Origin of the sequence: Pseudoclavibacter sp. 8L, from assembly GCF_902506465.1 — a bacterium.
Classification (GTDB): domain Bacteria; phylum Actinomycetota; class Actinomycetes; order Actinomycetales; family Microbacteriaceae; genus Pseudoclavibacter.
In genome coordinates this window covers 833,359-856,519 of the sequence record NZ_LR733185.1, presented here as the reverse complement: position 1 = coordinate 856,519, position 23,161 = coordinate 833,359, and the positions used below count along the sequence as shown (strand labels likewise).

The 23,161-nt window shown below is 67.4% G+C and carries 23 protein-coding genes; 18 read left to right on the top strand and 5 right to left on the bottom strand.

Going from position 1 to position 23,161, the window contains the following annotated elements; all coding sequences use genetic code 11:
- The first annotated feature begins 25 nt into the window (after positions 1–25).
- Both hpt and ftsH read left to right on the top strand, forming a co-directional pair.
- Positions 26–583, top strand: coding sequence for a hypoxanthine phosphoribosyltransferase (gene hpt, locus GV007_RS03995; protein ID WP_104240269.1), 558 nt, complete (start codon positions 26–28; stop codon positions 581–583).
- Positions 584–737: 154 nt separating this feature from the next.
- A complete protein-coding gene (gene ftsH, locus GV007_RS03990; protein WP_160071110.1) occupies positions 738–2,714 on the top strand; it encodes an ATP-dependent zinc metalloprotease FtsH in 1,977 nt (658 codons plus the stop codon).
- Between the two features lie 125 nt (positions 2,715–2,839).
- Here the strand turns inward: ftsH and GV007_RS03985 are convergent, their stop codons facing one another.
- Positions 2,840–3,046, bottom strand: a complete 207-nt coding sequence (locus tag GV007_RS03985; RefSeq protein WP_160071109.1) for a hypothetical protein — start codon at positions 3,044–3,046, stop codon at positions 2,840–2,842.
- Positions 3,047–3,099: 53 nt separating this feature from the next.
- Positions 3,100–3,687, bottom strand: coding sequence for a Pathogenicity island protein (locus GV007_RS03980; RefSeq protein ID WP_160071108.1), 588 nt, complete (start codon positions 3,685–3,687; stop codon positions 3,100–3,102).
- A gap of 325 nt (positions 3,688–4,012) precedes the next feature.
- Between GV007_RS03980 and folP the strand changes: the two genes are divergently transcribed.
- The 11 genes from folP (at position 4,013) to GV007_RS03925 (ending at position 14,876) form a co-directional block, all read left to right on the top strand.
- Positions 4,013–5,953, top strand: coding sequence for a dihydropteroate synthase (folP, locus tag GV007_RS03975; RefSeq protein WP_160071107.1), 1,941 nt, complete (start codon positions 4,013–4,015; stop codon positions 5,951–5,953).
- A complete protein-coding gene (folK, locus tag GV007_RS19150; protein ID WP_160071106.1) occupies positions 5,946–7,235 on the top strand; it encodes a 2-amino-4-hydroxy-6-hydroxymethyldihydropteridine diphosphokinase in 1,290 nt (429 codons plus the stop codon). Before folP ends, folK begins: the two co-directional genes overlap by 8 nt.
- Complete coding sequence (locus GV007_RS03965; RefSeq protein WP_160071105.1) at positions 7,232–7,831, top strand: DUF3180 family protein; 600 nt, start codon at positions 7,232–7,234, stop codon at positions 7,829–7,831. Before folK ends, GV007_RS03965 begins: the two co-directional genes overlap by 4 nt.
- A 144-nt stretch (positions 7,832–7,975) precedes the next feature.
- Complete coding sequence (locus GV007_RS03960) at positions 7,976–9,061, top strand: response regulator (protein WP_201297555.1); 1,086 nt, start codon at positions 7,976–7,978, stop codon at positions 9,059–9,061.
- The gene (locus GV007_RS03955) at positions 9,058–10,020 is read left to right on the top strand and encodes an ATP-grasp domain-containing protein (RefSeq protein ID WP_160071103.1); all 963 of its coding nucleotides are present in this window, start codon (positions 9,058–9,060) and stop codon (positions 10,018–10,020) included. Before GV007_RS03960 ends, GV007_RS03955 begins: the two co-directional genes overlap by 4 nt.
- Positions 10,013–10,792, top strand: a complete 780-nt coding sequence (locus GV007_RS03950; RefSeq protein ID WP_160071102.1) for a PHP domain-containing protein — start codon at positions 10,013–10,015, stop codon at positions 10,790–10,792. Before GV007_RS03955 ends, GV007_RS03950 begins: the two co-directional genes overlap by 8 nt.
- The gene (locus tag GV007_RS03945; RefSeq protein WP_236558313.1) at positions 10,789–12,288 is read left to right on the top strand and encodes a glycosyltransferase; all 1,500 of its coding nucleotides are present in this window, start codon (positions 10,789–10,791) and stop codon (positions 12,286–12,288) included. Before GV007_RS03950 ends, GV007_RS03945 begins: the two co-directional genes overlap by 4 nt.
- Entirely contained in the window at positions 12,285–12,425 is a 141-nt protein-coding gene (locus GV007_RS03940; RefSeq protein ID WP_160071101.1) for a hypothetical protein, read from the top strand. The genes GV007_RS03945 and GV007_RS03940 overlap by 4 nt, the downstream gene beginning before the upstream one ends.
- Entirely contained in the window at positions 12,422–12,781 is a 360-nt protein-coding gene (locus GV007_RS03935) for a response regulator (protein ID WP_160071100.1), read from the top strand. The genes GV007_RS03940 and GV007_RS03935 overlap by 4 nt, the downstream gene beginning before the upstream one ends.
- Complete coding sequence (locus GV007_RS03930; RefSeq protein ID WP_160071099.1) at positions 12,781–13,149, top strand: response regulator transcription factor; 369 nt, start codon at positions 12,781–12,783, stop codon at positions 13,147–13,149. Before GV007_RS03935 ends, GV007_RS03930 begins: the two co-directional genes overlap by 1 nt.
- Positions 13,146–14,876 carry a sensor histidine kinase gene (locus GV007_RS03925; protein ID WP_160071098.1) on the top strand — a complete coding sequence of 577 codons (1,731 nt, stop codon included), beginning with the start codon at positions 13,146–13,148 and terminating at the stop codon, positions 14,874–14,876. The genes GV007_RS03930 and GV007_RS03925 overlap by 4 nt, the downstream gene beginning before the upstream one ends.
- A 56-nt stretch (positions 14,877–14,932) precedes the next feature.
- On the opposite strand, the gene GV007_RS03920 is transcribed toward GV007_RS03925, so the two are convergent.
- On the bottom strand, positions 14,933–16,009 hold the full coding sequence (locus GV007_RS03920) for a GTP-binding protein (RefSeq protein WP_160071097.1): 1,077 nt from the start codon (positions 16,007–16,009) through the stop codon (positions 14,933–14,935).
- A 43-nt stretch (positions 16,010–16,052) separates the two neighbouring features.
- Between GV007_RS03920 and ykgO the strand changes: the two genes are divergently transcribed.
- Both ykgO and galE read left to right on the top strand, forming a co-directional pair.
- Positions 16,053–16,175: a type B 50S ribosomal protein L36 gene (gene ykgO, locus GV007_RS03915; RefSeq protein ID WP_104240281.1), complete on the top strand. Its 123-nt coding sequence runs from the start codon at positions 16,053–16,055 to the stop codon at positions 16,173–16,175.
- Positions 16,176–16,352: 177 nt separating this feature from the next.
- Positions 16,353–17,342 (top strand): UDP-glucose 4-epimerase GalE, encoded by a 990-nt coding sequence (gene galE, locus GV007_RS03910; protein ID WP_160071096.1) that lies wholly within the window; start codon positions 16,353–16,355, stop codon positions 17,340–17,342.
- On the opposite strand, the gene GV007_RS03905 is transcribed toward galE, so the two are convergent.
- Together GV007_RS03905 and GV007_RS03900 are read right to left on the bottom strand one after the other, a co-directional pair.
- Positions 17,332–18,507 carry an acyltransferase gene (locus GV007_RS03905; RefSeq protein WP_160071095.1) on the bottom strand — a complete coding sequence of 392 codons (1,176 nt, stop codon included), beginning with the start codon at positions 18,505–18,507 and terminating at the stop codon, positions 17,332–17,334. The two genes, galE and GV007_RS03905, sit on opposite strands and share 11 nt — an antisense overlap.
- 29 nt (positions 18,508–18,536) lie before the next feature.
- A complete protein-coding gene (locus GV007_RS03900; RefSeq protein WP_160071094.1) occupies positions 18,537–19,622 on the bottom strand; it encodes an acyltransferase family protein in 1,086 nt (361 codons plus the stop codon).
- A 355-nt stretch (positions 19,623–19,977) separates the two neighbouring features.
- On the opposite strand from GV007_RS03900, the gene GV007_RS03895 reads away from it, so the two are divergent.
- From GV007_RS03895 to GV007_RS03885, 3 genes are all read left to right on the top strand, one after another.
- Positions 19,978–20,583 (top strand): SGNH/GDSL hydrolase family protein, encoded by a 606-nt coding sequence (locus tag GV007_RS03895; protein ID WP_160071093.1) that lies wholly within the window; start codon positions 19,978–19,980, stop codon positions 20,581–20,583.
- A 212-nt stretch (positions 20,584–20,795) separates the two neighbouring features.
- Positions 20,796–22,271 carry a polysaccharide biosynthesis tyrosine autokinase gene (locus tag GV007_RS03890; RefSeq protein ID WP_160071092.1) on the top strand — a complete coding sequence of 492 codons (1,476 nt, stop codon included), beginning with the start codon at positions 20,796–20,798 and terminating at the stop codon, positions 22,269–22,271.
- Between the two features lie 29 nt (positions 22,272–22,300).
- Positions 22,301–23,104, top strand: a complete 804-nt coding sequence (locus GV007_RS03885; protein WP_160071091.1) for a polysaccharide pyruvyl transferase family protein — start codon at positions 22,301–22,303, stop codon at positions 23,102–23,104.
- The last annotated feature ends 57 nt before the right edge of the window (positions 23,105–23,161 follow it).

Sequence of the window (23,161 nt, the reverse complement as noted above, 5' to 3'; positions counted from 1 at the left end):
GCGCTGAACCACCCAGGGAGCCAGGATGCGCGCTACTGATATTCCGAACGACGTCCGCGAGGTCCTCATCACGGAGGAGGAGATCCAGGCGAAGCTCGCCGAGATCGCCCGCCGTATCGAGAGCGACTACGCCGAGTGCGAGCCGCTGCTCATCGGTGTGCTGAAGGGCGCGGTCATGGTCGTGTCCGACCTTTCGCGGGAGCTGACGATTCCGTTGAAGATGGACTGGATGGCGGTGAGCTCGTACGGTTCCGGCACGGAGTCGAGCGGTGTGGTGCGCATCCTCAAGGACCTCGACACGGACCTCACGGGTCGTCACGTGCTCATCGTCGAGGACATCATCGACTCGGGGCTGACGTTGTCGTGGCTCAAGCAGAACCTGGAGTCGCGGGGCCCCGCCTCTGTCGAGATCTGCACGCTGCTGCGCAAGCCGGAGCGGCTCAAGTCGGATGTTCCCGTGCGCTACGTCGGCTTCGACGTGCCGAACGAGTTCGTGGTGGGCTACGGCCTCGACTACGACGAGCAGTACCGGCACCTGCGCGACATCATCGTGCTGCAGCCGCACGTGTACGGCGGCGAGTAGGCGCGCACGCCCGAGCGGATGCGCCGCGCGCCAGCAGCGAACACTGGACGCCGGTGTCGGTGGCCGCGAGTACCATGACTTTCGATTGAGCGCCCTGGTGCGCTGGCGAAGAACCGGCTGAAAGGCACCGAGCACGCCACTCGAGTCTCGACTTATGAAGCAAGTTACCAAGATTTTCAAGAGCCCGATCTTCATCGTGGTGCTCGCAGTGCTGGTCATCGGCCTGGGCTTCAGTCTCATCAACGGCAGCGGCACCCGTGAGGTGACGACGCAGCAGGGCCTTCAGCTCCTCCAGGAGAAGAAGGCCGACAAGGTTGTCATCGTGAACGGCGACAACCGCGTCGACATGGAGCTCGCGCAGGCCGACCCCGAGTACGGCCAGAACGTGCAGTTCTACTTCGTGGATGCGCGCGCCGACGATGTCGTGTCGGCGGTCGACACTGCTGCTCCCGCTGGCGGCTACGACGACGACGTGCCCCAGCCGAGCTGGCTGCTCTCGGCGGTGAGCATCCTGTTCCCGCTGCTCCTCATCGGCTTCTTCATCTGGATCCTCTTCGCTGGTGGCCTCGGTGGCGGCGGCGGTCGTGGGGTCATGCAGTTCGGCAAGTCGAAGGCGAAGCTGGTCTCGAAGGAGAGCCCGCAGGTCACGTTCGACGACGTCGCTGGCGCGAACGAGGCGCTGGAGGAGCTGCAGGAGATCAAGGAGTTCCTCAAGGAGCCGGCCAAGTTCCAGGCTGTTGGCGCTCGCATCCCGAAGGGCGTGCTGCTGTACGGCCCTCCGGGAACGGGCAAGACCCTGCTGGCCCGCGCGGTCGCCGGCGAGGCTGGCGTGCCGTTCTACTCGATCTCCGGTTCGGACTTCGTCGAGATGTTCGTGGGTGTCGGCGCGAGCCGTGTCCGTGACCTCTTCGAGCAGGCGAAGCAGAACTCGCCCGCCATCATCTTCGTCGACGAGATCGACGCCGTCGGCCGCCACCGCGGTGTGGGTATCGGCGGCGGCAACGACGAGCGCGAGCAGACGCTGAACCAGCTCCTCGTGGAGATGGACGGCTTCGATGGGTCGACCAACGTCATCCTCATCGCCGCGACGAACCGCCCGGACGTGCTCGACCCGGCCTTGCTCCGTCCTGGTCGCTTCGACCGGCAGATCGGCGTGGACGCCCCCGACCTCGACGGCCGCGCCCGCATTCTCGGCGTGCACGCCAAGGGCAAGCCGCTCTCGCAGGACGTCGACCTCCGTGTCATCGCCCGCAAGACGCCCGGTTTCACGGGTGCAGACCTCGCGAACGTGCTGAACGAGGCGGCCCTGCTCACGGCTCGCTCGAACGCGCAGATCATCGACAACGAGGCGCTGGATGAGGCGGTCGACCGTGTCATCGCCGGCCCGCAGCGTCGCAGTCGTGTCATGAACGACCAGGAGCGCCTCATCACGGCGTACCACGAGGGTGGGCACGCGCTTGCTGCCGCGGCGATGCGCCACACCGACCCGGTGACGAAGATCACGATCCTCCCGCGTGGTCGCGCGCTCGGCTACACGATGGTGCTGCCGCTGGAAGACAAGTACTCGGTCACCCGCAACGAGCTCCTCGACCAGCTGTCGTACGCGATGGGCGGCCGCGTTGCCGAGGAGATCGTCTTCCACGACCCCACGACGGGGGCGTCGAACGACATCGAGAAGGCCACGAAGACGGCCCGCAAGATGGTCACGGAGTACGGCATGACGGCATCCGTCGGCTCGGTGAAGCTCGGAGAGTCGTCGGCCGAGACGGTGTACGGCCAGCAGGCGGGAGCCGGGCGCAACTACTCGGAGTCGGTTGCGGAGACCGTCGACCGCGAGGTGCGCCTCCTCATCGAGCAGGCCCACGACGAGGCGTGGAAGGTCATCAACGACAACCGCGACATCCTCGACCAGCTCGCGGCGGAGCTCCTCGAGAAGGAGACGCTCGACCACATTCGCCTCGACGAGATCTTCAAGCCCGTCCGGAAGCTCCCGGAGCGCCCGCAGTGGCTGTCGAGCCCCGACCGTCCCGTGAGCGCGTTGCCACCGGTGCCGCTGAAGCCGCACATCCCGGTCGACCAGATGGACCCGATCGAGCATGCGCAGGATGGCGGAGCCGAGCTGGGCTTCTAGAACCCACGCCGTGTCGCACGCCGCACGGTGAGCGACACGTAGCGCGAGAAGAATGCAGGCTCCCAAGATCGGGAGCCTGCATTCTTCGTCAGAGGGCTGGTCTCACGCGGTGCGCGGGTCGCGGCTCAACCGGTGCCGCCTCTCGCCTTCTTGAGCGCGGAGACGGTCACGGCGATGCTGACGGCCGTCAGGGGCACGATGAGGATGCCCATCTGCAGCAGGTTCCAGCCGAGCGCGAGGAAGAGCGCGGTCGCGCCGACGGTGACGACCCACAGCGCGATGGCGAGTGGGGTGGATGCGAAGCTCCGGAAGCCGGGCCGGTCGCTTGTCATGGTGACTCCTTTGCTCGTCGGTGGGTTGGCTCAGCGCAGAGACGGCGTGCGTGTCAGCCGAAGCAGGAGGCTGCGGCACCGGTCATGCCGCCGAAGACGCCGCCGCCGATGAGGCCGACCGCTCCTGCGCCGACGGTTCCGACGACGGGGAGGGTGACGGTGCCGACGGCTGCTCCGCCGAGTCCGCCGGCGACAGCGCCGGCTCCTGCGCCGCCGACGGTCCCGAGTGCGCACTGGGCCGGGTTGAATGCGCGGGTTTCGGCGCCGGCCGTGCTCGCCTCTGGGGCGTTCGGGTCGACGATGTTGACGAGCACCTCACCGGCGTCCGTCAGCTCGTACTGGAGCTGAACGGTAGCTCCGTTGGCGTCGGTCGTGGTGCTGGGGAGGGTCTCGACGGTGCCGCTCGCGTTCTGCGTCGCGGTCGCCGTGCCGTCCGCCTGCACCTGGAAGGTGTAGTCGGCGGAGGACAGGCCGAGCTGGTTGTCGCTGAGCTTGTAGGCCGTCAGCTCGGCTGCGGCGGTCTGCGAGACCGCGGCGGGCGTCGCTGCCGTCGCCTCTGTCGCCTGGGCTGGTGCTGCGAGCCCGACGAAGGCGGCTCCGGCGAGGGTGCTGAGTGCTGCAAGGGTCGTGAACTTCTTCATCGTTCCTCCGTCTCTCTGCATGCGCCCCTGTGGCGCATCGGTCCTTCGACCATCTCGAGATCCACCGGGGAATGTCAACCTGACGGGGCCTCGCTCAGGGAACACTGACGGCGTGCGGCGGCGGTACTCAGTTCTGCGGCTTCTCGTCTGGTATCGAGACTCGCTCGGCCGCGCCGCTGTGTTGTGGCCGTGGCCGCGGCTGGGTGACCGGGCGGCCGGGTTGAGTGTGACGCGCGCGGCGAGGCCGGGGGTGCGCATGGGGTTCATTTAGCGGGAGGATGGAACCAGACCCGCGCCGCGGGCCACGCGGAGTGAGGACTTGCAGATGAACGACATCGATTCGGGGTCGGTGGGGCGCATCGACCTGGTGCGTGCTCAGGCGGCTGTCCGCGAGTTCCTGTCGGCGATCGGTGAAGACCCCGACCGCCCTGGGCTCGAGCGCACGCCGGTCCGTGTGGCTGAGGCGGCGCTCGAGCTGTTCGGCGGTGTCGGTGTGGATGCGCGCGGGCCGCTCGCGAGTGCGAGGTTCCCGGTCGCGGAGATCGAGTCGCCCTTCGAGGAGGATGCGGGCGTGGCTGGGCCCGGGGGAGTGTCGCAGCCTGTTGTGCTGCGCGATCTCGCGTTCCGGTCAGTGTGCGAGCATCACCTGCTGCCGTTCTCGGGGCGTGTGCATCTCGCGTACGTGCCGTCTGCGTCGATCGTGGGGTTCGGTCGTCTGCACCGCATGCTGGAGACGCTCTCCGCGCGCCCGACGCTGCAGGAGCGCCTCGGCGACGAGCTTGTCGACGTCATGATGTCGGCGCTGGATGCGCGTGGTGCCCTTGCGGTGATCGAGGCGAGTCACGCGTGTGCGGGTCTTCGCGGCTCCCGCCAGCAGGCTGGCACCGTGGTGACGGTTTCGGCGCGCGGGGAACTGTCGGAGCCGGTGGCTCGGGCGGAGATCATGGCGTTGATCGGCTCGCACTCGCAGGTGCCGGTCATCGTGGCCTCGGAGGTGCCGGCGGGGGCTGCCGGATCAGATCAGCCGGTTGTGGTGCAGGGGCATGTGCTGCGTGGGGCCCGGTTCGATCCGGTGCGCGGCTCGTTCTCGACGGCGGGCGAGGACGACGTGCCGCTCCTCGTCGGGCAGGATGCCTCGGGATCCGAGCAGTCGCTGGCGTTCGAGGCTCCGGCAGCGGAGGGGCATGAGGGCGCCGATCTTTCGGCTGCGGAAGCGCCGCCCGCAGCCGCTTCCGCATCCGCTTCCGCTTCCGCAGACGCGGTCGCCAGCTCCGTGCCGTCCGCTGGCGCAGCTCCGACGGCGCAGCCTCGTGCCCGCTTCGATCCGACACCAGGCGACGCCGATGAGGCCGACGACACTGGTCCGGTGACGACGAACACGAGGCCCTTCGCCCTGCCGCAGCGCTTCACGAACCTGCTGCAGCCGGCTATCCCGAAGCGCCCGCGCATCCTCGGCATCCTGAACATCACGCCGGATTCGTTCAGCGACGGTGGCAGGTTCGAGGACCTGTTCAGCGAGAAGCGCCGCACGAAGCGGGCCATGCGCCGCGCTCGGGAGCTCGTCGACCAGGGGGCGGACATCATCGACGTCGGCGGCGAGTCGACGCGGCCGGGCGCGGTGCGGGTGCCTCAGGAGGAGGAGGCCGCCCGTGTGCTGCCGGTCGTCAAGGAGCTGGCGGCGCTCGGCGTGCTGGTGAGCATCGACACGATGTACGCGAAGACGGCGGCGGCTGCGCTCGCGCTTGGCGCTGAGTACGTCAACGACGTGTCCGGTGGTCTGGCCGACCCGGCGATGCTCGAGGTGGTCGCCGAGAGTCGGAGCCCGTTCATCCTGAGCCACTGGCGTGGCCATTCGGTGCGCATGAACGAGCTCGCCGACTACCGCGACCCGGCGGCGGAGATCCTGGCCGAGCTGGCCGGTGCGCGAGACCGCGCAGTCGCGGCGGGCCTCGACGAGTCTCAGATCGTCCTGGATCCGGGCCTCGGGTTCGCGAAGCGCAGGGACGACAACTGGGCGGTGCTGCGCGAGCTGGAGCAGTTCGTTGCCCTCGGGCATCCGCTGCTCGTGGGCGCCTCCCGGAAGCGCTTCACGGGTGAGATGTTGCGGTCTGACGCGCAGGTGACGGAGCGTGACCTGCCGACGGCGGTCATCACGGCGCTGGCGGCGAAGGCGGGCATCTGGGGCGTGCGTGTCCACAATGTCGAGGCGAACCGGGTGGCGTTGGATGTCGTCGCCTCCTGGCGTGAAGGAGCACAGGATGACTGACCATATGAGCGGGCACGAGCCGGATCTCGATCGGCGGCGCGGTGCGGAGGTGCGGGCGGCCCGTTCGGTCGCGGCCGGCGGGCAGGCGCACGAGCACGCGTTCACGCGCGAACGGGTCGCGGATGCGAGCGGCAGCGGTGTTGATCTGGCGTCTGGTGGGGCGGCGCGTGCGGGGTCGGGCGCTCCCGGCGCTCCGACCCCGACTGCGGCAGCGCCCTCGGCGGCGGCTCGTCTGCCTGGCGCCCCGGAGCCTGAGCTCGACCGCATCCTCATCACGCGCATGCACGCGCGCGGGCATCACGGGGTCTTCGATCACGAGCGCCGGGATGGTCAGGACTTCTATGTCGACGCGGAGGCGTGGGTCGATGCGGCGGCGGCTTCGTCGAGCGACCACATCGGCGACACCTTGCACTACGGCGAGTGGATGCACGCGCTGCACGCGATCGTGACGGGAGAGCCGGTCGATCTCATCGAGACGCTGGCGGAGCGGCTCGCGTCGGCCACGTTCGGCTTCGACGATGCCGTGGCCGTGCGCATCACGGTGCACAAGCCGCAGGCGCCGGTCGCGCTGGACTTCGAGGACGTGGCGGTGAGCATCCTCCGGCACCGGCCGACGCTGCGGGGCGATCACCTCGAGTCGTCGGCGGCCCACGCGGTGTCGGCGAGCGCGGAGGACGACTTCCACGCCCGTGAGGCGGCGGCAGCGGCGGCGGCGCGAACGGCGTCGGACGCGGCGATCGTGATCGGCTCCGGGGGCGCTCCGAACGTCGCGCCCGCTGTGCCGACGCAGCGGGTCCGTCAGGCCGTGATCGCGCTCGGCGCGAACCTCGGCGACCGGGAGGCGACGCTGAGGTCGGCGCTGCAGCGCATCACCGAGCTGCCTGGCACGAAGCTCATCGCGGCCTCGAGCCTGTACGAGACTCCGGCTCTCACACTCGAGGGGGTCAGCGATGAGGCGCCCGCGTACCGAAACGCGGTGGTGCTCGTCGACACGGAGCTGCCAGCCGCCGAGCTCCTGCAAGCGCTGCATGTGATCGAGGATGCGCATGGGCGCACTCGCGAGACGCGCTGGGGGAGTCGGACGCTGGATCTCGACCTCATCCAGGTGGCTGGTGAGGTCAGCAGCGGCGAGCTGGTGCTTCCTCATCCGCGGGCGCACGAGCGCGCGTTTGTGCTGGCTCCGTGGTTGGAGGTCGATCCGCGCGCGCAGCTCGCCCCTCATGGCAGCGTGGCTGAGCTGCGGGCGGCGGCGGAGGATCGCGTCGAGCGGATCGCTCAGTGAACTTGGCGAGCAGAACGAGGCCGGGCCTGCTCGTCGGGCTCGGGGTCATCGGCGGTGTGCTGGCCTGGTGTGTGGAGACGTGGCTCGTGACCTCCGGGCGCGCCGTCGTGGCGCCCCCGCTGACGATGCCATTGACGCTTGTGGTGCTCGCGGGGCTGCTGCTGTGGCTCGCGTGGCCGATCCGCGCGTACACGCGCCGTCTATGGCGTGAGCGTCGCGATGCCGAGTCTCGGCGGCGTGCCTCGGGGCTCGAGCGCGACAGGTCACCGCACAGCGGCGTGCGTCAAGAACACGGCGCAAGTGGGCCAGAACGTGAGATCAAGGGGAAGCGTGTCGACCCGCAGTACGCGTTCCGGGTGCTGGCGTTCGCGCGCGCCGCGAGCCTCGCGTCCTCGCTGCTGGCGGGTGTTGCACTCGGCGTCCTGGTGTTCGCGCTGACTCGCACGGTGCCGCCTGAGGAGCCCATCTGGCATGCGGTGCTCTCGCTCGTCGGCGCGGTGGTGCTGCTTGTTGTCGGCCTTGTCGCGGAGTCGTGGTGTCGCATTCCTCCGGGAGGCGAGGAGCCCTCGGCATCGCAGGATGCGGTTGCCGCATAACGGCAGCCGCTGAGCTCTCGCCCGGTCAGAATGGCGGCAAGTTCATAGGCATTCTTTTTTCGTATTCACCGGGTATTTCGCTCGCATTCGAGAATCGCCGGAAGCAGGTGCCGCTGATTGCTTTTCCGATTACTGTTGGCGACTATGCCAGAGGCTTCGTACCGCATTCTCATCATCGAAGACGATGGCGACGTCGCCGAGTTCCTGGAGACGGTGCTTCGGAGGCGACTCGGGTGCGAGGTTCGCGTGCTTCGGGACGCGGTTGCCGTGCTCATGAACGTGAATGACTTCAACCCCGATCTGGTGCTCACCGATGTCGAGCTGCCGGGGGCGAACGGGCTCGAGGTGCTCGGAAGTCTGCGCGAGATCAAGCCTGATCTGCCCGTCGTCGTCATGACGGCGCACGCCTCCGTGGAGTATGCGGTGCGCGCCCTCCGCGATCGCGCTGATGAGTTCCTGCAGAAGCCGATTCCTGGTGCTCTGCTGGTGGGCACGGTGCAGCGTCTTGTCGAGGCGGCGAGGGCCAAGCGGGCGCGCAGCCCGCGCCGTCGGGTCCTCGCGATCGGTGCGCATCCGGACGACGTGGAGATCGGTGTCGGCGGAACGCTGGCGGCGCACGCGGCTGCTGGTGATTCGATCGTGATCCTGACCTTGTCTCGCGGCGGGCGGGGCGGTGACGCTGCGGATCGGCAGCACGAGTCCCTTGCCTCTGCGGAGTCGCTCGGTGCGCGTCTCTTCCTCGAGGACCTCACGGATACGGCCATTCCCAACAATGACCCGACGGTGGGCATCATCGAGCGGGTGATCGCGGAGACCGACCCGACGATCGTCTACACGCATTCTCGGAATGACCGGCATCAAGACCATCGTGCCGTGCACGAGGCGACGCTCGTCGCGAGTCGGCGGGTTGCGAGTGTGGCCTGCTATCAGAGCCCGTCATCGACGATCGACTTCCGTCCGACGCGGTTCGTGACCATCGACGGATTCACGGATATGAAGCTCGATCTGCTCGCGCGTTTCGCGTCGCAGGCCGACATTCGCGACTACCTGGCGCCGGACTTCGTGCTCTCCGCTGCGCGGTACTGGTCGCGGTTCGGCACGGGCACCTACAGCGAGCCGCTCGAGGTGATCCGGGATGCGAGTAGCATCACTGCGGAGCGCGGCGACGGTGAGTTCGCGACGGTGCATAATCTGGGCACGACTGAGACTGAGAAGAAGAACCGCGCATGAGATTTCGAGTCCTGGTCACGGGTGCTGGTGGGCCGGCTGGGGTGGCGGTCATCCGCTCCCTCCTCGGTCGGGATGACCTCGAGGTGTTCGCCGCCGACATGGACGGCTGGGCGAGTGGCCTGTACCTCGTGGATGAGGCGCACCGGAGGCTCGTTCCTCCTGGTCTCTCCGAGGGATTCTGCGATGCGCTGATCGACCTGGTCGCCGCCGACGGCATCGACGTGCTCGTGTCGACCGTCGACGTGGAGCTCCCGCCGCTCGCGGCGCGGCGCGCTGAGCTCGGCGCGGTGCTTGCCGCGCCTTCCGAGGAGGCGCTCGCGACCTGCCTCGACAAGTGGTTGCTGGTGCAGGCGTGCGAGCCGCACGCTCTGGTGCCTGCCACCGCTCTGCTCGACGACGAGGGCATCGCGCGCGATTGGGTGTTCCCGGTCATCGTGAAGCCTCGCAGCGGTGCGGGCTCTCGTGGCGTGCACCTCGTGCATTCGCGGGAGGAGCTCGAGGCGAAGACGCGCGACGCTGCCCTGCTCATCCAGGAGAACCTTCCGGGCGACGAGTTCTCCGTCGACGTCGTGATGGGGGCCGACGGTCAGGCGATCGCGGCGGTTCCTCGTCTGCGTGCTCGCGTCGATTCCGGCGTGGCGGTTGCGGGTCGCACGGTGCACCGCGCTGAGCTCGAGGAGACGGCTGCCGCGTGCGCCCGTGCGGCCGGGCTCGTGGGGGTGGCGAACGTGCAGCTGCGGTACAGCACCGACGGTCGCCCCGCGCTGCTGGAGATCAACCCGAGGTTCTCGGGCGCCATGCCGTTGACGATCGCGGCCGGCGTCGATATGCCGTCGCTCGCGGTGGATATCGCGCTCGAACGGCCGGTTCCGTCGCGCGTCGAGTTCCGTGAGGTCGCGAATGTCCGCTTCCTCGAGGATGTGTTCTTGCCCTTTGACGAAGTTCTCGCTCGTGACTGACACGCAGGCGGGTCCCGGTCTCGAAGCGCTGCTGCTCGGCGACTGGCATGTCCATTCCGATTTCTCGGATGACGCGGAGAGTCCCATCTCGGCGAACGTCCGTGCCGCTGAGCAGCGCGGCTTGGTGACGATGCGGGCGACCGATCACGTGCGCGGCGATACGGCCTGGGTGCCGGACTTCGTGGCTGCGGTCGTCGCGGCGAGGCGCACCACCGGGGTCGAGCTGGTGATCGGCGTCGAGGCGAAGATCATGGATGCGCGGGGCACGCTCGACGTGCCGAGCGACCTGCGGGTGGGGACTGGCGGGGTGGATGGCATCGTCATCGCCGATCATCAGTTCCCTGGTCCGGATGGCCCGTGGTCGCCGCGTGAGACGCGGGAGCGTCTGGCGGCTGGTCTTGCGGTCGAGGATGCGCTCGATCTGCTGATCGGGGCGACGATCGCCGCGATGCGGGCAGCTGGTGGCGGTGCGCAGCTGGCGCATCCGTTCTCGATCCTTCCCAAGGTGGGCATCGACGAGTCTCAGCTCTCTGCGGAGCAGCTCTCGGCGTGGGCGTCTGCCGCGCGCGAGACGGGGACCTCCATCGAGGTGAACGAGAAGTGGGTGTGCCCGAGTGCGCGGGCGATCGAGGCGGCTCTCGCGGAGGGTGCGACGCTGGTCGCCTCGACGGATAGCCACCGTGCAGCCGACGTCGGCGTCTATGCCCGCGTTCGCGAGCTGCTGGCGGAGGTGCCCGCGTTCGGTTCGTCGGACGCCGGGGGGCTCGCGTGAGCGCCGACGCCTGGCTCGATATCGGCGGTGCGGTGCTGGCGACGATCTTCGTCGTGTTCGTCGCGATCGGCGCTGTTCCGGCCTTCACGATGGCCTACCAGTTCCTCATCGTGCCGCTGCACGCTCGCTTCAACCACTACGAGAAGGCTGCGCCGTACCTGCCGAACGTGGCCGTCGTCGTCCCGGCGTGGAACGAGGGGGCGGTGATCGGCGGGTCCATCGACCGGCTCATGGCTCTGGAGTACCCGCCGGAGCGGCTCAGGGTGTACGTCGTCGACGACGCGTCGACGGACGACACCCCTGACGTCGTCCTCGAGCGTGCCGCTCGCTACCCGGGCCGGGTCTTCCACCTTCGTCGCGAGAAGGGCGGGGAGGGCAAGGCGCACACCTTGAACCACGGGCTCCGCCGCGTGCTCAGCGAGGACTGGATGCAGGCGCTGCTCATCATGGACGCCGACGTCATCTACCTTCCGGATTCGATGCGGAAGATGACGAGGCATCTTGCGGACCCCGAGGTGGGGTCGGTCACGGCGTACATCAGCGAGGGGAGCCTCCGGAAGAACTACCTGACGCGGTTCATCGCGTTCGAGTACGTCCTGTCGCAGGTCGGCAGCCGTCGTGCGCAGAATGTGCTCGGGGCGCTGGCCTGCCTTGCTGGCGGTGCGCAGCTGCATTCGCGCGAGAACCTGCTTGCCATCGGCGGGCAGATCGACACGAGCTCGCTGGCGGAGGACACGGTCACGACGTTCGAGACGCAGCTTTCGGGGCGCAAGGTGGTGTTCGAGCCGCACGCTGTCGTGCTGGCTGAGGAGCCGCGTCACGTCGGGGATCTCTGGAAGCAGCGGCTTCGCTGGGCCAGGGGCAACGTGCAGCTGACGAAGCGGTACAGCCACCTCTGGTTCCGCCCGTCGAAGGAGCACAAGCTCGGCACGATCTCGTTCGGCCTCTTCTGGTTCAGCGTGTTCCTGCTGCCGGTGCTGATGCTGCTCTCGTCGGTGGGCCTCATCGGCTTGTACCTGATGGATTCGCCGCTTGCCATGCTCGTGTTCCGCGCGCTCTGGATCGTGGTGGGCTGTGCATACGTGTACATCATGCTGTTCGCCGCACAGCTCGATCCGAAGGTGGGCAGGGTGGCGTGGCGTGAGGTCTTGCTCTTCCCCGGGCTGATCTCGATGGTCGTGCTGCTGGCGGCGTTCTTCCCCGGCCTGTTCGAGCAGCGCATCCCGGCGATGTTCGGTCTGACGCTCACCGAGGGCGGATACGACGCGTGGAATCTGGCGATCTTCGCTTGGATCTCGCTGTGCATGGTCGCGGCGTGGGGCATGAAGCTGATCGACTCGACGAAGTTCGGCCGGGTGGTGAATCCCATCCTCGTCTACCTCATCGGCTACGGGCCGATTCTCTGCGCGGTGACGTTCGACTCCTACATCAAGGAGGCGCGCGGCGCCGCGATGACCTGGGACAAGACGGAGAAGAGCGGAGCCGTGCTGGCATGAGCGAGTTGGGTGAACGCCGTCTGACCGAGGAGATCAAGCGCGACGCCAGAGCGGAGAACCGCCTGTACCTGCAGGCGACGCTGGCGTTGGTGGGCGTCGCAGTGCTGGTTGTCGTGAGAGAGGTGTTCTTCCTGTGAGCGCTGACCAGTTGCGGGTGCTGATCGTCGACGACAACGCCGACCAGCGCGAGCTGCTGCGCACGCAGTTCCGCAAGGCGGGGTGCGTCGCGAAGTCGGCGGCGACGCTCGACGAGGCCCTTGCCAGCATCCGCGTCGAGGTACCGGATGTCGCGGTGATCGACCTGCTGTTGGGGGTCGGGAGTGGCTGGGAGGTGCGCGAGCGAATCTGCGAGCTGGTTCCCGAGGTGGCGATCGTCATCTCCTCGGTGCTCGACGAGTCCGACTACCCGAGCTCGGACGATGTGCTCCCGAAGCCGTTCACGGGCAAGCAGGTCAAGGGACTCGTCGCGCGTCTACGTGCAAGGCGCGCCTGATGGCGGCGAGGGTGGTGATCGCGGATGACGACGATGACATCCGCTTCCTGCTCGAGACCGCCGCGAGGCGGGCCGGCTTCGAGATCGTCGGCTCGTACGGCGACGGGGTGAACGCGCTGCGGGCAGCCGTGGAGTCGGCGCCCGAGCTGCTGCTCCTGGATGTCTCCATGCCCGGACTGTCGGGGCTCGAGGTGCTCGCGCGTGTGCGCGCCCAGGAGGGCGACGTTCGGGCGCACGCGATCATCGTCTCGGCCAATGCCAATGTCGTGGCGCAGGAGGCTGGTGAGGCGGCGGGCGCAGATGACTATCTGACGAAGCCCTTCTCGCTGGCGAGTCTCGTCGCGAAGCTCAGGGAGGTCCGGTCATGAGCGTCTCGGTGAAGAGTCCGTTCGGCCAGTTCACGGTCGACACGACGTCTCCTGCCATCCGTCAGCTCGCTTCGGTGCTCGGCCTGCTGATAGCCCTCGGTGCCATCCTCCTCGTTCCGGGCGCCATGATCACGGAGCCCGTTCCGGCGTGGACGGGTGTGGTGATCGTGGTCGCACTCGCGGGGGCCGCGTTCCTGGTTCCGTGGGACACGGCGCCGCCGTGCACGCGGCTGCTCCTCCCCATGGCTTCGATGTTGGCGCTTGGCCTGTTCCGCGCGGGAACCGGTGGGGCACTGTCGATGTTCACATCCCTCATCCTCCTGCCGCTCATCTTCATCGCGACGGAGCCCGGGCGTCGAGCGATCTGGTGCGCCATCGGCACGCTGCTGGTGACGCTCGCGATTCCGTACCTCATCGGGACGGCGCCCTGGAATGACCCGCAGATCCTGCGGATCGTCTTCACTCCGCTGGTGTTCGCGGTCATCGCGAGCGTCATCAACGAGATGTCACACCGTGCCAGGGTGCAGGTGGAGAGCGCCAGGCTCTACGCCGACGAGCGTGAGCGCCGCCTGCTGGAGGTGCAGGCGAGCGAGAAGGCCCGAGAGGTGGCCACCCGTGAGCTGCGCGCCTCGGAGGCGTTCAACCGGAGCGTCTGGAACGCGGCGGTGCACGAGATCGCCATCGTGACGGAACTCGACGGGACGATCGTGGCGTGGGGCCCCGGGGCGCGCAATCTCCTCGGTCCCACTTCGTCTGAGGTCGTCGGCACACGGAATGTGACGGAGTTCCTCTCCGAGGTCTCAGCGTCCGCGATCCGTGGCGAGGGGGATGAGGACGAGGACGGAAACCGTCTGCTGCGGCGCCTGGTCGAGATCGCGGGATGCAACGAGCAGGCCGGCACGCTGGTCGAGCTCGTGCGCACGGAGGACGAGCCCATGCCGGCGCTCATGACGTGTGCTCCTCGCAAGACGCCGGATGGCGAGACGGTCGGCCACATCTTCATCGCCTACGACATGACGCCGGTCAACGAGGCGTCTCGGCTCAAGGACGAGTTCGTGGGCACCATCTCGCACGAGCTGCGCACGCCGTTGAGCTCGATCCTCGGCTACCTCGAGCTCGCCCGAGATGAGGAGAGCGGCCCGCTGAACGACGAGCAGCGCCACTATCTGGACGTCGCGGAGCGCAATGCGAACCGCCTGCTGTCGTTGGTCGGCGACCTGCTCTTCGTCGCGCAGGTCGACGCTGGGAAGGTGCCGATGGAGTTCTCGCCGGTGCGTCTGGGGGAGGTCGTGCGGCTTTCCCTGGAGACGGCCTTGCCGAGTGCCGCACAGGCGTCGGTCGAAGTGGTCGGCGAGGCCGGCGGTGAGGACGTTGTCCTCGCCGGGGATGCGATGCGGCTCGGGCAGGCGATCGACAACCTCATCTCGAACGCGGTGAAGTTCACTCCTGAGGGCGGCGTCGTCCGTGTCGGCGTGCGGCGTGACGGGAACGAGGTCGTGGTCTACGTCTCGGACACCGGTATGGGCATTCCCGAGGAGGAGATGCACCGCCTCTTCACGAAGTTCTTCCGCGCGACGACGGCGACGAAGCAGGCGGTCCCCGGCGTGGGTCTCGGCCTGAACATCACGCTCGCGATCGTGAAGGCGCACGGTGGGCGCCTCGAGGCGTCGAGCACCGTCGGCAGCGGCACGACCTTCGAGATGCACCTCCCGCTCTCCGCGCGCTGAGGGCGGTCACGCGCAGGCCGGTCTCGGAGGGGCTGGCGGTGAGTCTGGTCGGCCCGTCATTCCCATCCGGGGAACGGGTCGGCGTAGTCGCGCCAGGCGTTGGGGCCCGCGATGAGCTCCTCGTCGGTGAGGGCGCAGTCGTGAAGCAGGCTGGCGATGGCGTCGGTGCGGAGCTGTCGACCGAAGACGGCGATCGAGGTGCCGAGGGGCGCGTCGGGGTCAGCGCTCGTGACGCCGGATGCTCCGAGCTGGATGTTGCCTCCCGTGCTCGACCAGTCGCCGACGTGATCTGTCCTGTTGGCGAGCCGGAAGTGTCCGCGTGATCGGGTGATGAGCCCGACCTGGTCGGGGGTGAGGTTCGCGAGTCCGGCGGCGAGGCGTTCCGGGTGGAAGGGGCGCGGCTCGGTGAAGACGGTGCAGTCGATGTGGCCGCGTGCTGGCGGGAAGTGCGTTCGGTCGTCGAGGCGCAGCATCCAGCCGGCGGTCGAGGCGAGCTGATGGGCGAGTCCTGGTCGGATCGGTCTGAGGTGCCTGCCGAGGTCGCGGGCTGCGGCCGGGGTCGTGATGACCGCGGTGGGGTTCAGCTGCTGGATGAGCGTGCAGGTCTCGCTGACGAGGCCCGAGGGGTGAGCGTCGGCTCCGGTGAGCACGACGATGGTGGCGAACTCGAGCTGTGCGGCGAGCGTGGCGGAGGTGTCGGCGTCTTCTGGCAACGGCGTGCCCTCTTGGAAGAGGAGCCGGCGGATGTCGGCGACGCTCGCGACGGTGATGAACTCTCTGGCGCCGACGGTGACGTCGTCGGTATCCGGCACGGAGGGGTTGCTGCGTGCCTCGGCGATGACGTGGTCCATCGCCAGACCGACGCCCTGCGTCTCGGCGTCGGAGGAGAGCTCGACGATGATGTTGCCCCTGCGCCCGTCCGCGGCCTGCCGGAGGAGGTCGTCGGCGATGTCGACGCCGAGCTCCAGGGCGTTCGTCTGCTCGTCGCCGAACTCCGTGACGGGCGTCGGTCCGCTCGGCTCCCCGCACATGAGTGCGGTGACGAGCTGCCGGCCCGAGGTCTCGAGCCCGCTGACGAGGGTCAGGCCGAGTGAGCTGGTGACGGTCTGGGCGCTTGGTCGATCGGAGGTCATGGGGCTAGTCTAATGAGAAACATTCTCAAGAAGGAAGGTTCTCGTGAAAGTTCGCAACTCGCTCAAGGCGCTGAAGAAGGTCCCTGGTGCGCAGATCGTGCGTCGTCGTGGCCGCGTCTTTGTCATCAACAAGAAGAACCCGCGCATGAAGGCCCGGCAGGGCTGAGTCGCTGCCGGTGATCGTTTCGCTTCGTTTGGGTGCTCGGTCAGGCAAGTTGGCCGCGGTCGGCCCGGGCGGCTCCGAGAACTGCCACAATGTCGGAGGGCGTGCTTCGGCGGGCTCGACGACATCGGCAACGGCGCGCAGGAGCGGGTCGTTGGCGCACCTCTGAGGGGATTCTCCATGACTGTGCTCATCACCGGCGGCGCCGGCTACATCGGCGCTCACGTGCTCGCGGCCCTCGAGGCGCGCGGCGACAAGGTGGTCGTCGTCGACGACCTCACGACGGGAACGGCGGAGAAGGTGGGCGCGACGCCGCACTTCGACTTCGACATCTCGACGACGGGTGCGGCGGATGCGCTGGCGGACATCATGCAGGCGCTCGAGGTGACGAGCGTCGTCCACTTCGCCGCCAAGAAGCAGGTGGGCGAGTCGGTCGCGAAGCCCGCGTGGTACTACCAGCAGAACATGGGCGGCCTCGCGAACGTGCTCGAGGCGATGCAGCGGGCGAACGTCAAGAGCCTCGTCTTCTCGTCGTCGGCGGCGGTCTACGGACTCGGCACGGGCTCGGACGAGCCGATCCGTGAGTCGGACGTGAAGAACCCCATCAACCCGTACGGGCAGACGAAGCTCGCCGGCGAATGGCTTGTGCAGGCCGCGGCGAAGGCCGCGGGCATCAGCGCCGTCTCGCTGCGCTACTTCAACGTCGCCGGTGCTGGCAGCGACGAGCTGGCCGACCGCTTCGCCCTGAACCTCGTGCCGATGATCTTCGAGAAGCTCGCGGAGGACAAGGCGCCGCTGGTGTTCGGCGACGACTACCCGACTCCGGATGGCACGTGCGTGCGCGACTACGTGCACGTCGTCGACCTGGCGGATGCGCACCTGGCGGTGCTCGATGCCATCGCTGCGGGCACGCCGGTCTCCGCCGAGTACAACGTGGGCCGCGGTGAGGGCTACTCGGTGTTCGAGGTGGTGGATGCGGTGCGCCGCGCGAGCGGCCTGTCGTTCGCGCCCGAGGTGGCTCCGCGCCGCCCCGGCGACCCTGCACTGCTGGTGGCCGATGCATCCCGGATCAAGGACGAGCTCGGCTGGACCGCGCAGTACACGCTCGATGACATGGTGACGTCCGCCTGGTCGGGCTTCGAGCGCAACGGGGCTCCGCTCAAGGCGTAGTGGGTCGCCCGCTCGTGCGGAGCTTGGGGAACACGAACGCGGCGTCACCTGCCGGCCACTGCCGGAGCCAGCAGAACAGGTAGCTGAGGCCCATGGCGACGGCCGTGTTGATGATGAGCATCCAGGTGGGGTCGAGCATGCCCCAGTCGCCGACCCACGAGGTGATCATGATCTGCGCTGGGTAGTGGACCACGTAGAAGACCACCGAGTTCCTGCCGATGTACTGCAGCCAGCGAGCACTGTCGCCGTCGCGGCCGCGCGTCGCGCCGGTAAGGCGCCGCGTGATCATGATGATGGCTGCGACGCCGGCGAGCACGACGGGGATCCACACGAGCTCGTACCGATCGATGAGGCGGGTCGCTGCGGTGAGGGATCCGTCACTTGGTGCGGTCGAGCTGGAATCGGAGACAAGACGGAGTGCTCCGTCGAGGCCGAAGTAGGTGCCGTGAGTCTGGCCGATGAGCAGGGCCCCGAAGGCGGCGGCTGCCAGCGTGCAGGCGATGAGCACTGGCAACTTCTCGATGCGCGCGAGTTGGCCGCGGTACTGCGCGATGAGGTGGCCGGCGAAGAAGAAGCCGCCGTAGTAGGCCAGGTCTCCGAGAGGGACGAATGGGCCGATCCCGCGGGTGGAGAGGATCGCGCTGAGTGCCCAGAGGCCGAGTGGGACGACCAGGAACCATGGGCCGCGGATGCGCGTGAGCAGTGGGGCGACGAGGTAGTAGATGGCCAGGTAGAAGATGAACCACAGCCAGCTGAGGGCGATCCAGTTGCTGGGCTGCGTCCAGCCGTCCTGCATGGTGACGAGCCAGTAGATCGTGCCCCACACCAGGTAGGGCCAGAGCAGCGTGCGCAGCTTGCCCACGTAGTAGGTGGCGCCGGTCTTCGCGAGGGAGCGGCCGAGCAGCATGCCCGACAGGAGCAGCAGCGTGCTCATGCGGTAGGGGGCGAAGAACGTGTTGAGGTCGTTGATGAAGCTCGTCGGCGCGACGTCGGTGAGGAAGATGGGGATCGCGCTGGCGTGGAAGGTGACGACGAGCAGGATCGCGGCACCGCGCACGAGGTCCATCCAGTGCTCGCGGCCAGAGGCGGGCGGGGTCGCCTGGCGCGATGGGCCTCGAGGCGACGGCCGCTCGGTGGGCGCGAGGGTGTGGGCTGGTGTGGTCATCGGGCTTTCAGACGGGGCGCGGTTGGGGGTCACCGTGCTCGTGCCGGGCTCAGCTTCTCTCTTCTCGGGAAGACGAAGAGCGCATCCACGACGCGGCTGCGGCGGCGGAGTGCGACAGCGCCGAACGATACGGCAAGTGCGGCCAGGATGCACGCGGTCATCATCACGGGCTGCGCGGTGACGCCCCAGGAGTCGAGCAACTTCACGACCACGATCTGCAGCGGATAGTGGATGAGGTAGAAGACGATCGAGTTGCGGCCGACGTACTGCAGCGCGCGGGAGAGCGCGGACTGTCGAGCGTCGTCGAGTGCTCCGCGGACGCGTCTCGCGAGCAGCATGGTGCCTGCGATTCCGGCGAGCACGACGGGAACCCAGATGAGGTCGAAGCGCTCGATGGCGCCGTGGTCGTCGGTGGCTGGTGTCTCTGCGCCGCCGAGGGCCAGGCCGTGCTCCTGCAGCACGAGGATGGCCGCGAAGAGCGAGCTGCCGGCGAGGAGCGCGAGCATCGTGGGCGTCGTGTCGAAGCGGCGCAGCAGGTGCCGGTTCTCGGCGACGAGGTAGCCGGCGAAGAAGAAGCCGCCGTAGTAGGCGAGGTCGAAGAGGGTGCCGTCCGGGGCGGCGATGCTCAGCAGCCAGAGGGTCACCGGCACGGCGGCGAACCACGGGGTCGGGATCCGGGTGAGCAGCGGTGCGGCGAGGTAGGCGAGGAACAGGCAGAGGATGAACCAGAGCCAGCTGCGGGTGATCCAGCCGTCCGGGCGCATCCACTCGGTCGCGTTCTCGGTGGCGACCCAGAAGATGACGAGCCACAGCACGTAGGGCCAGGCGAGGGTGCGGAGCTTGCTGGCGTAGTAGCGGCCGCGCGGTTTGGCGAGGGCGAGGGGGAGGAGGAGCCCAGACAGCAGCATGAGCGAGGTCATGCGGAAGGGCGCGAAGTACAGGGTGAGGTCGTCGATGATGGTGCCCGGGGCGACGTCGGCGATGTGCATGGGCACGTCGATGGCGTGGTTCGCGATGACGAGCAGGATGGCGGCGCCGCGGATGATGTCGATCCAGCGTTCGCGGCGTCGGGGGAGGGTCGCCGCGGGCCGTCTCGCCGCGTCATGTATTGCCATGAGTTCCCCGTCTCGCCGTGTCTCGACGCTACACTTCCGGGTTTTTTGGGCAGGAACATGGCGAATCGAGACAAAGTTCGGACCATTTTCGGGGCTAAATCCCGCGGATTTCAGCGTGTCGAGGAGATTGCAAGTTCCCAGGGGAGTATCAGCTTGGCCGCTGGGCCGGTACGATCACATGGAAATGAAAACACGCAACCAGAGTGCGCGTCGTTGGCCCCAGCTGACACTGCTCGTGGTCGTGGCTCTCGCTGCGGTCGCGTTGGTGGCTTTGGCGTTCATGCCACGTGAGGCCCCCGCGGGGGCTGGCGCAGAACCTATTCTTACGATCTCCAGCTCAGAAGACACCGGTTCGGTGACGAGCTCCGCTGGTGGTCCATCCGCTTCGGCACCCTCGGCGACCCCTGCGGGCACCGGCCTGACCGTCGCGTTCATCGGCGATTCCTACACCGAGGGTGTCGGCGCGAGCGACCCGTCGCTGCGTTGGACGACCCTGCTGGCTGCGGCCAACGGCTGGGAAGAGCTGAACCTCGGTGTGAGCGGCGCGAGCTACGGCCAGGGCCTCGAGGAGTGGAACTCCTACGCGCTCCAGGTCGAAGAGGCGATCGCGGCCCAGCCCGATGTGGTCATCGTCTCCGGTGGCCTGAACATGTCGGAGCTCGACCAGGAGCTCGGCGTCGAGTCGGTCTTCACCGACCTGCGCGCCGGTCTACCGGATGCTCGCATCCTCGCGGTCTCGCCGTTCTGGGTCAGCACCGCCTACCCCGAGCAGCTGACGCTCACGAGCGAGCTCATCGAGGCTGACGTCACTTCCGTCGGCGGCCAGTACCTCGACGTCGGTCACCTCTTCGAGGACGAGTTCCAGTACTTCGAGCTCGACGGCCTGCACCCGGACGACGCGGGGCACCAGCTGATCGCGAACGCGGTCGACGCGGGCCTGCCCGTGGAAATCGGCGGCTGATCCGCGCTCTGCGCCAGAGTGTGGTCACTCTGCGACTGATTGATCACATTTCACGAATTTACAGCCCAATAACATCACACCAGTAGTATGAGGCCGGGCTCGCCCCAGCTTGCCTGAGATACCCCCTGCGCTCCGCACCGCGAGCCACCCGTTTCGTGCCAGCCGCGAAAGCGGCAGCGGCACGAGCGCAAGAGACACACGGACGGACCTTTATGGAACTGCGCGACTACCTGCGAATCCTGCACAAAAACTGGATCATCATCTTGATCTGCGTCCTTGCCGGTGTGGCAGGGGGCGCCGGAGTCTCACTTCTGCAGACTCCGAAGTACTCCGCGACCGCGGAGCTCTACGTCTCAGTGCGCTCCTCTGACGGGACCGAGGCGCAGGCGCTGAACCAAGGAACGACTTTTGCTCGGCAGGCGGTGCAGTCTTATACCACCGTCGTGAACAAGGAGATCGTGACCTCTCGAGTCATCGAAGAGCTTGGACTTGACCTCACACCTGCTGAGTTGGCAGCCAAGATCAAGGCAAGCAACCAGGTGAACACGGTCGTGATCGAGGTCTCCGTCACTGACGAAGACCCGCAGATGGCGGCAAACCTGGCCAACTCGGTTTCCAGCAACTTCATCTCGGTCATCGTTGATGAGCTTGAGAAGCCAGAGGGTTCCGCCCCTAGCCTCGTGAAGATCGAGCCCGTCCAGTCGGCTTCGGTTCCTGGGGAACCCATCAGCCCACGTGTGCCGATCAACATACTGGTCGGGAGCGCGCTCGGACTGCTTCTTGGTCTCGGCGTGGCCTTCCTGCGGCAGGTCATCGACACTCGAATCCGCAGCACGCACGACATCGAGCAGATCACGGATCGTCCGATCATCGGCACGATCACGTTCGACCCGGATGCAGGTAAGCGCCCGCTCATCGTGCACGAGGAGCCGAAGAGCCCCAAGGCCGAGTCCTACCGTGCCCTGCGCACGAACCTGCGCTTCATGGACATCGAGAACACTCGCCACAGCTTCGTCGTGACGAGTTCGCTCCCCTCCGAGGGCAAGAGCACGACGTCCGCGAACATCGCGATCGCGCTTGCCGAGCAGGGCGCCAAGGTTGTCCTGGTCGACGGTGACCTCCGCAAGCCGAAGGTCGCAACGACCATGGGTGTCGACGGCTCGGTCGGTCTGACCGACCTCCTGAGCGGACGAGCCGAGCCGAAGGACGTCCTGCAGCGCTGGGGCCGCGGTCGCCTCTACGTGCTTCCTGCTGGTCGCATCCCCCCGAACCCAAGCGAGCTGCTCGGTTCGCACACCATGCAGCAGGTCCACGACCAGCTGCTCGCCGAGCACGACTACGTCATCATCGATGCGCCCCCGCTGCTGCTCGTTACCGATGGTGCGGTGCTGAGCGAGCTCGCCCATGGCACGCTCCTCGTCGTCGCGAGCGGGCAGACCCCACGTTCGGCGCTCGCCGGCGCGGTCGCCCAGCTTGAGGGCATTGGCTCCGAGGTCTCGGGAATCGTCGTCACGAAGGTTCCGACCAAGGGCCCTGACTCCTACGCCTACGGTTCCTACGGTGCATACGGCGCCTACTACGGGACGGATGAGTCGGGAAACCCCATGACCGAGTACCGCAAGATCGGCACCGGACAGATGCCGATCGTCAGTAGCCGAACGCGCGCAACGCGCGACTCACGCAAGTAGGTCAGTTCCCCGTGCCAGGATCGAAGAACGTGGAGAATGTTGACGTCGTAGCTGGCGTCAACGTCGTTCACTGGAACCCGCGCAAGCTCGCGATATCCGGACCGATCGGTCGCGTGGTCCGTCTGCGGAAGCCAGTCAACAACTTCGGGGATCTCCTCGGCCCTCTGATTGTCAGACACCTAGTCCGGCAGCGCGACAAGAGCCAGGCAACGCACGCAACGGGCAGCCCCCGCCTCCTCGCTGTCGGATCGATTATGCGACTGGCTGAGCCAGGCGATTTCATCTGGGGAACGGGCGTCAATGGCAAGTCGATTGACGTGGATTCGGTTTTTCCGAGACTCGACGTCCGCGCTGTGCGCGGTCCGCTTACTCGGTCGCGGCTCATTGCCGACGGGATCGCCGTCCCCGAGACGTACGGTGACCCGGGGCTCCTGGTCCCGGAACTCTTTCCTGAGCACAAGAACGCGCCGCGTTCGGGTGTCACGATCGTTCCGAATCTTCACGACTGGCCGACGTTCAAGAACGATCCACGAGCCGTCAACCCACGTGGCGATCTGCATTCCATCATCAAGCGGATTGCCAGCAGTGAACTGGTCGTAGGTTCGTCGCTGCACGGCATTGTCGTCGCCGAGGCATTCGGCGTGCCTGCCCGGCTCGTACGTGCTGGGTCAGAGCCCCTCTTCAAGTACGAGGACTATTACGAGGGCACCGGTCGCAGATTGCCCAGCATCGGTGAATCGGTGGAACAAGCCATCGACCTCTCAGGAGCACCGACTCTGCAGTGGTCGCCCCAACCACTGCTCGAAGCGTTCCCCACGGAACTCTGGCGCTGAACCTCAAGCGCCGAGAAGCCCCCCACATCGCTGAATCTCGCTCTCGAATAAAGGTTC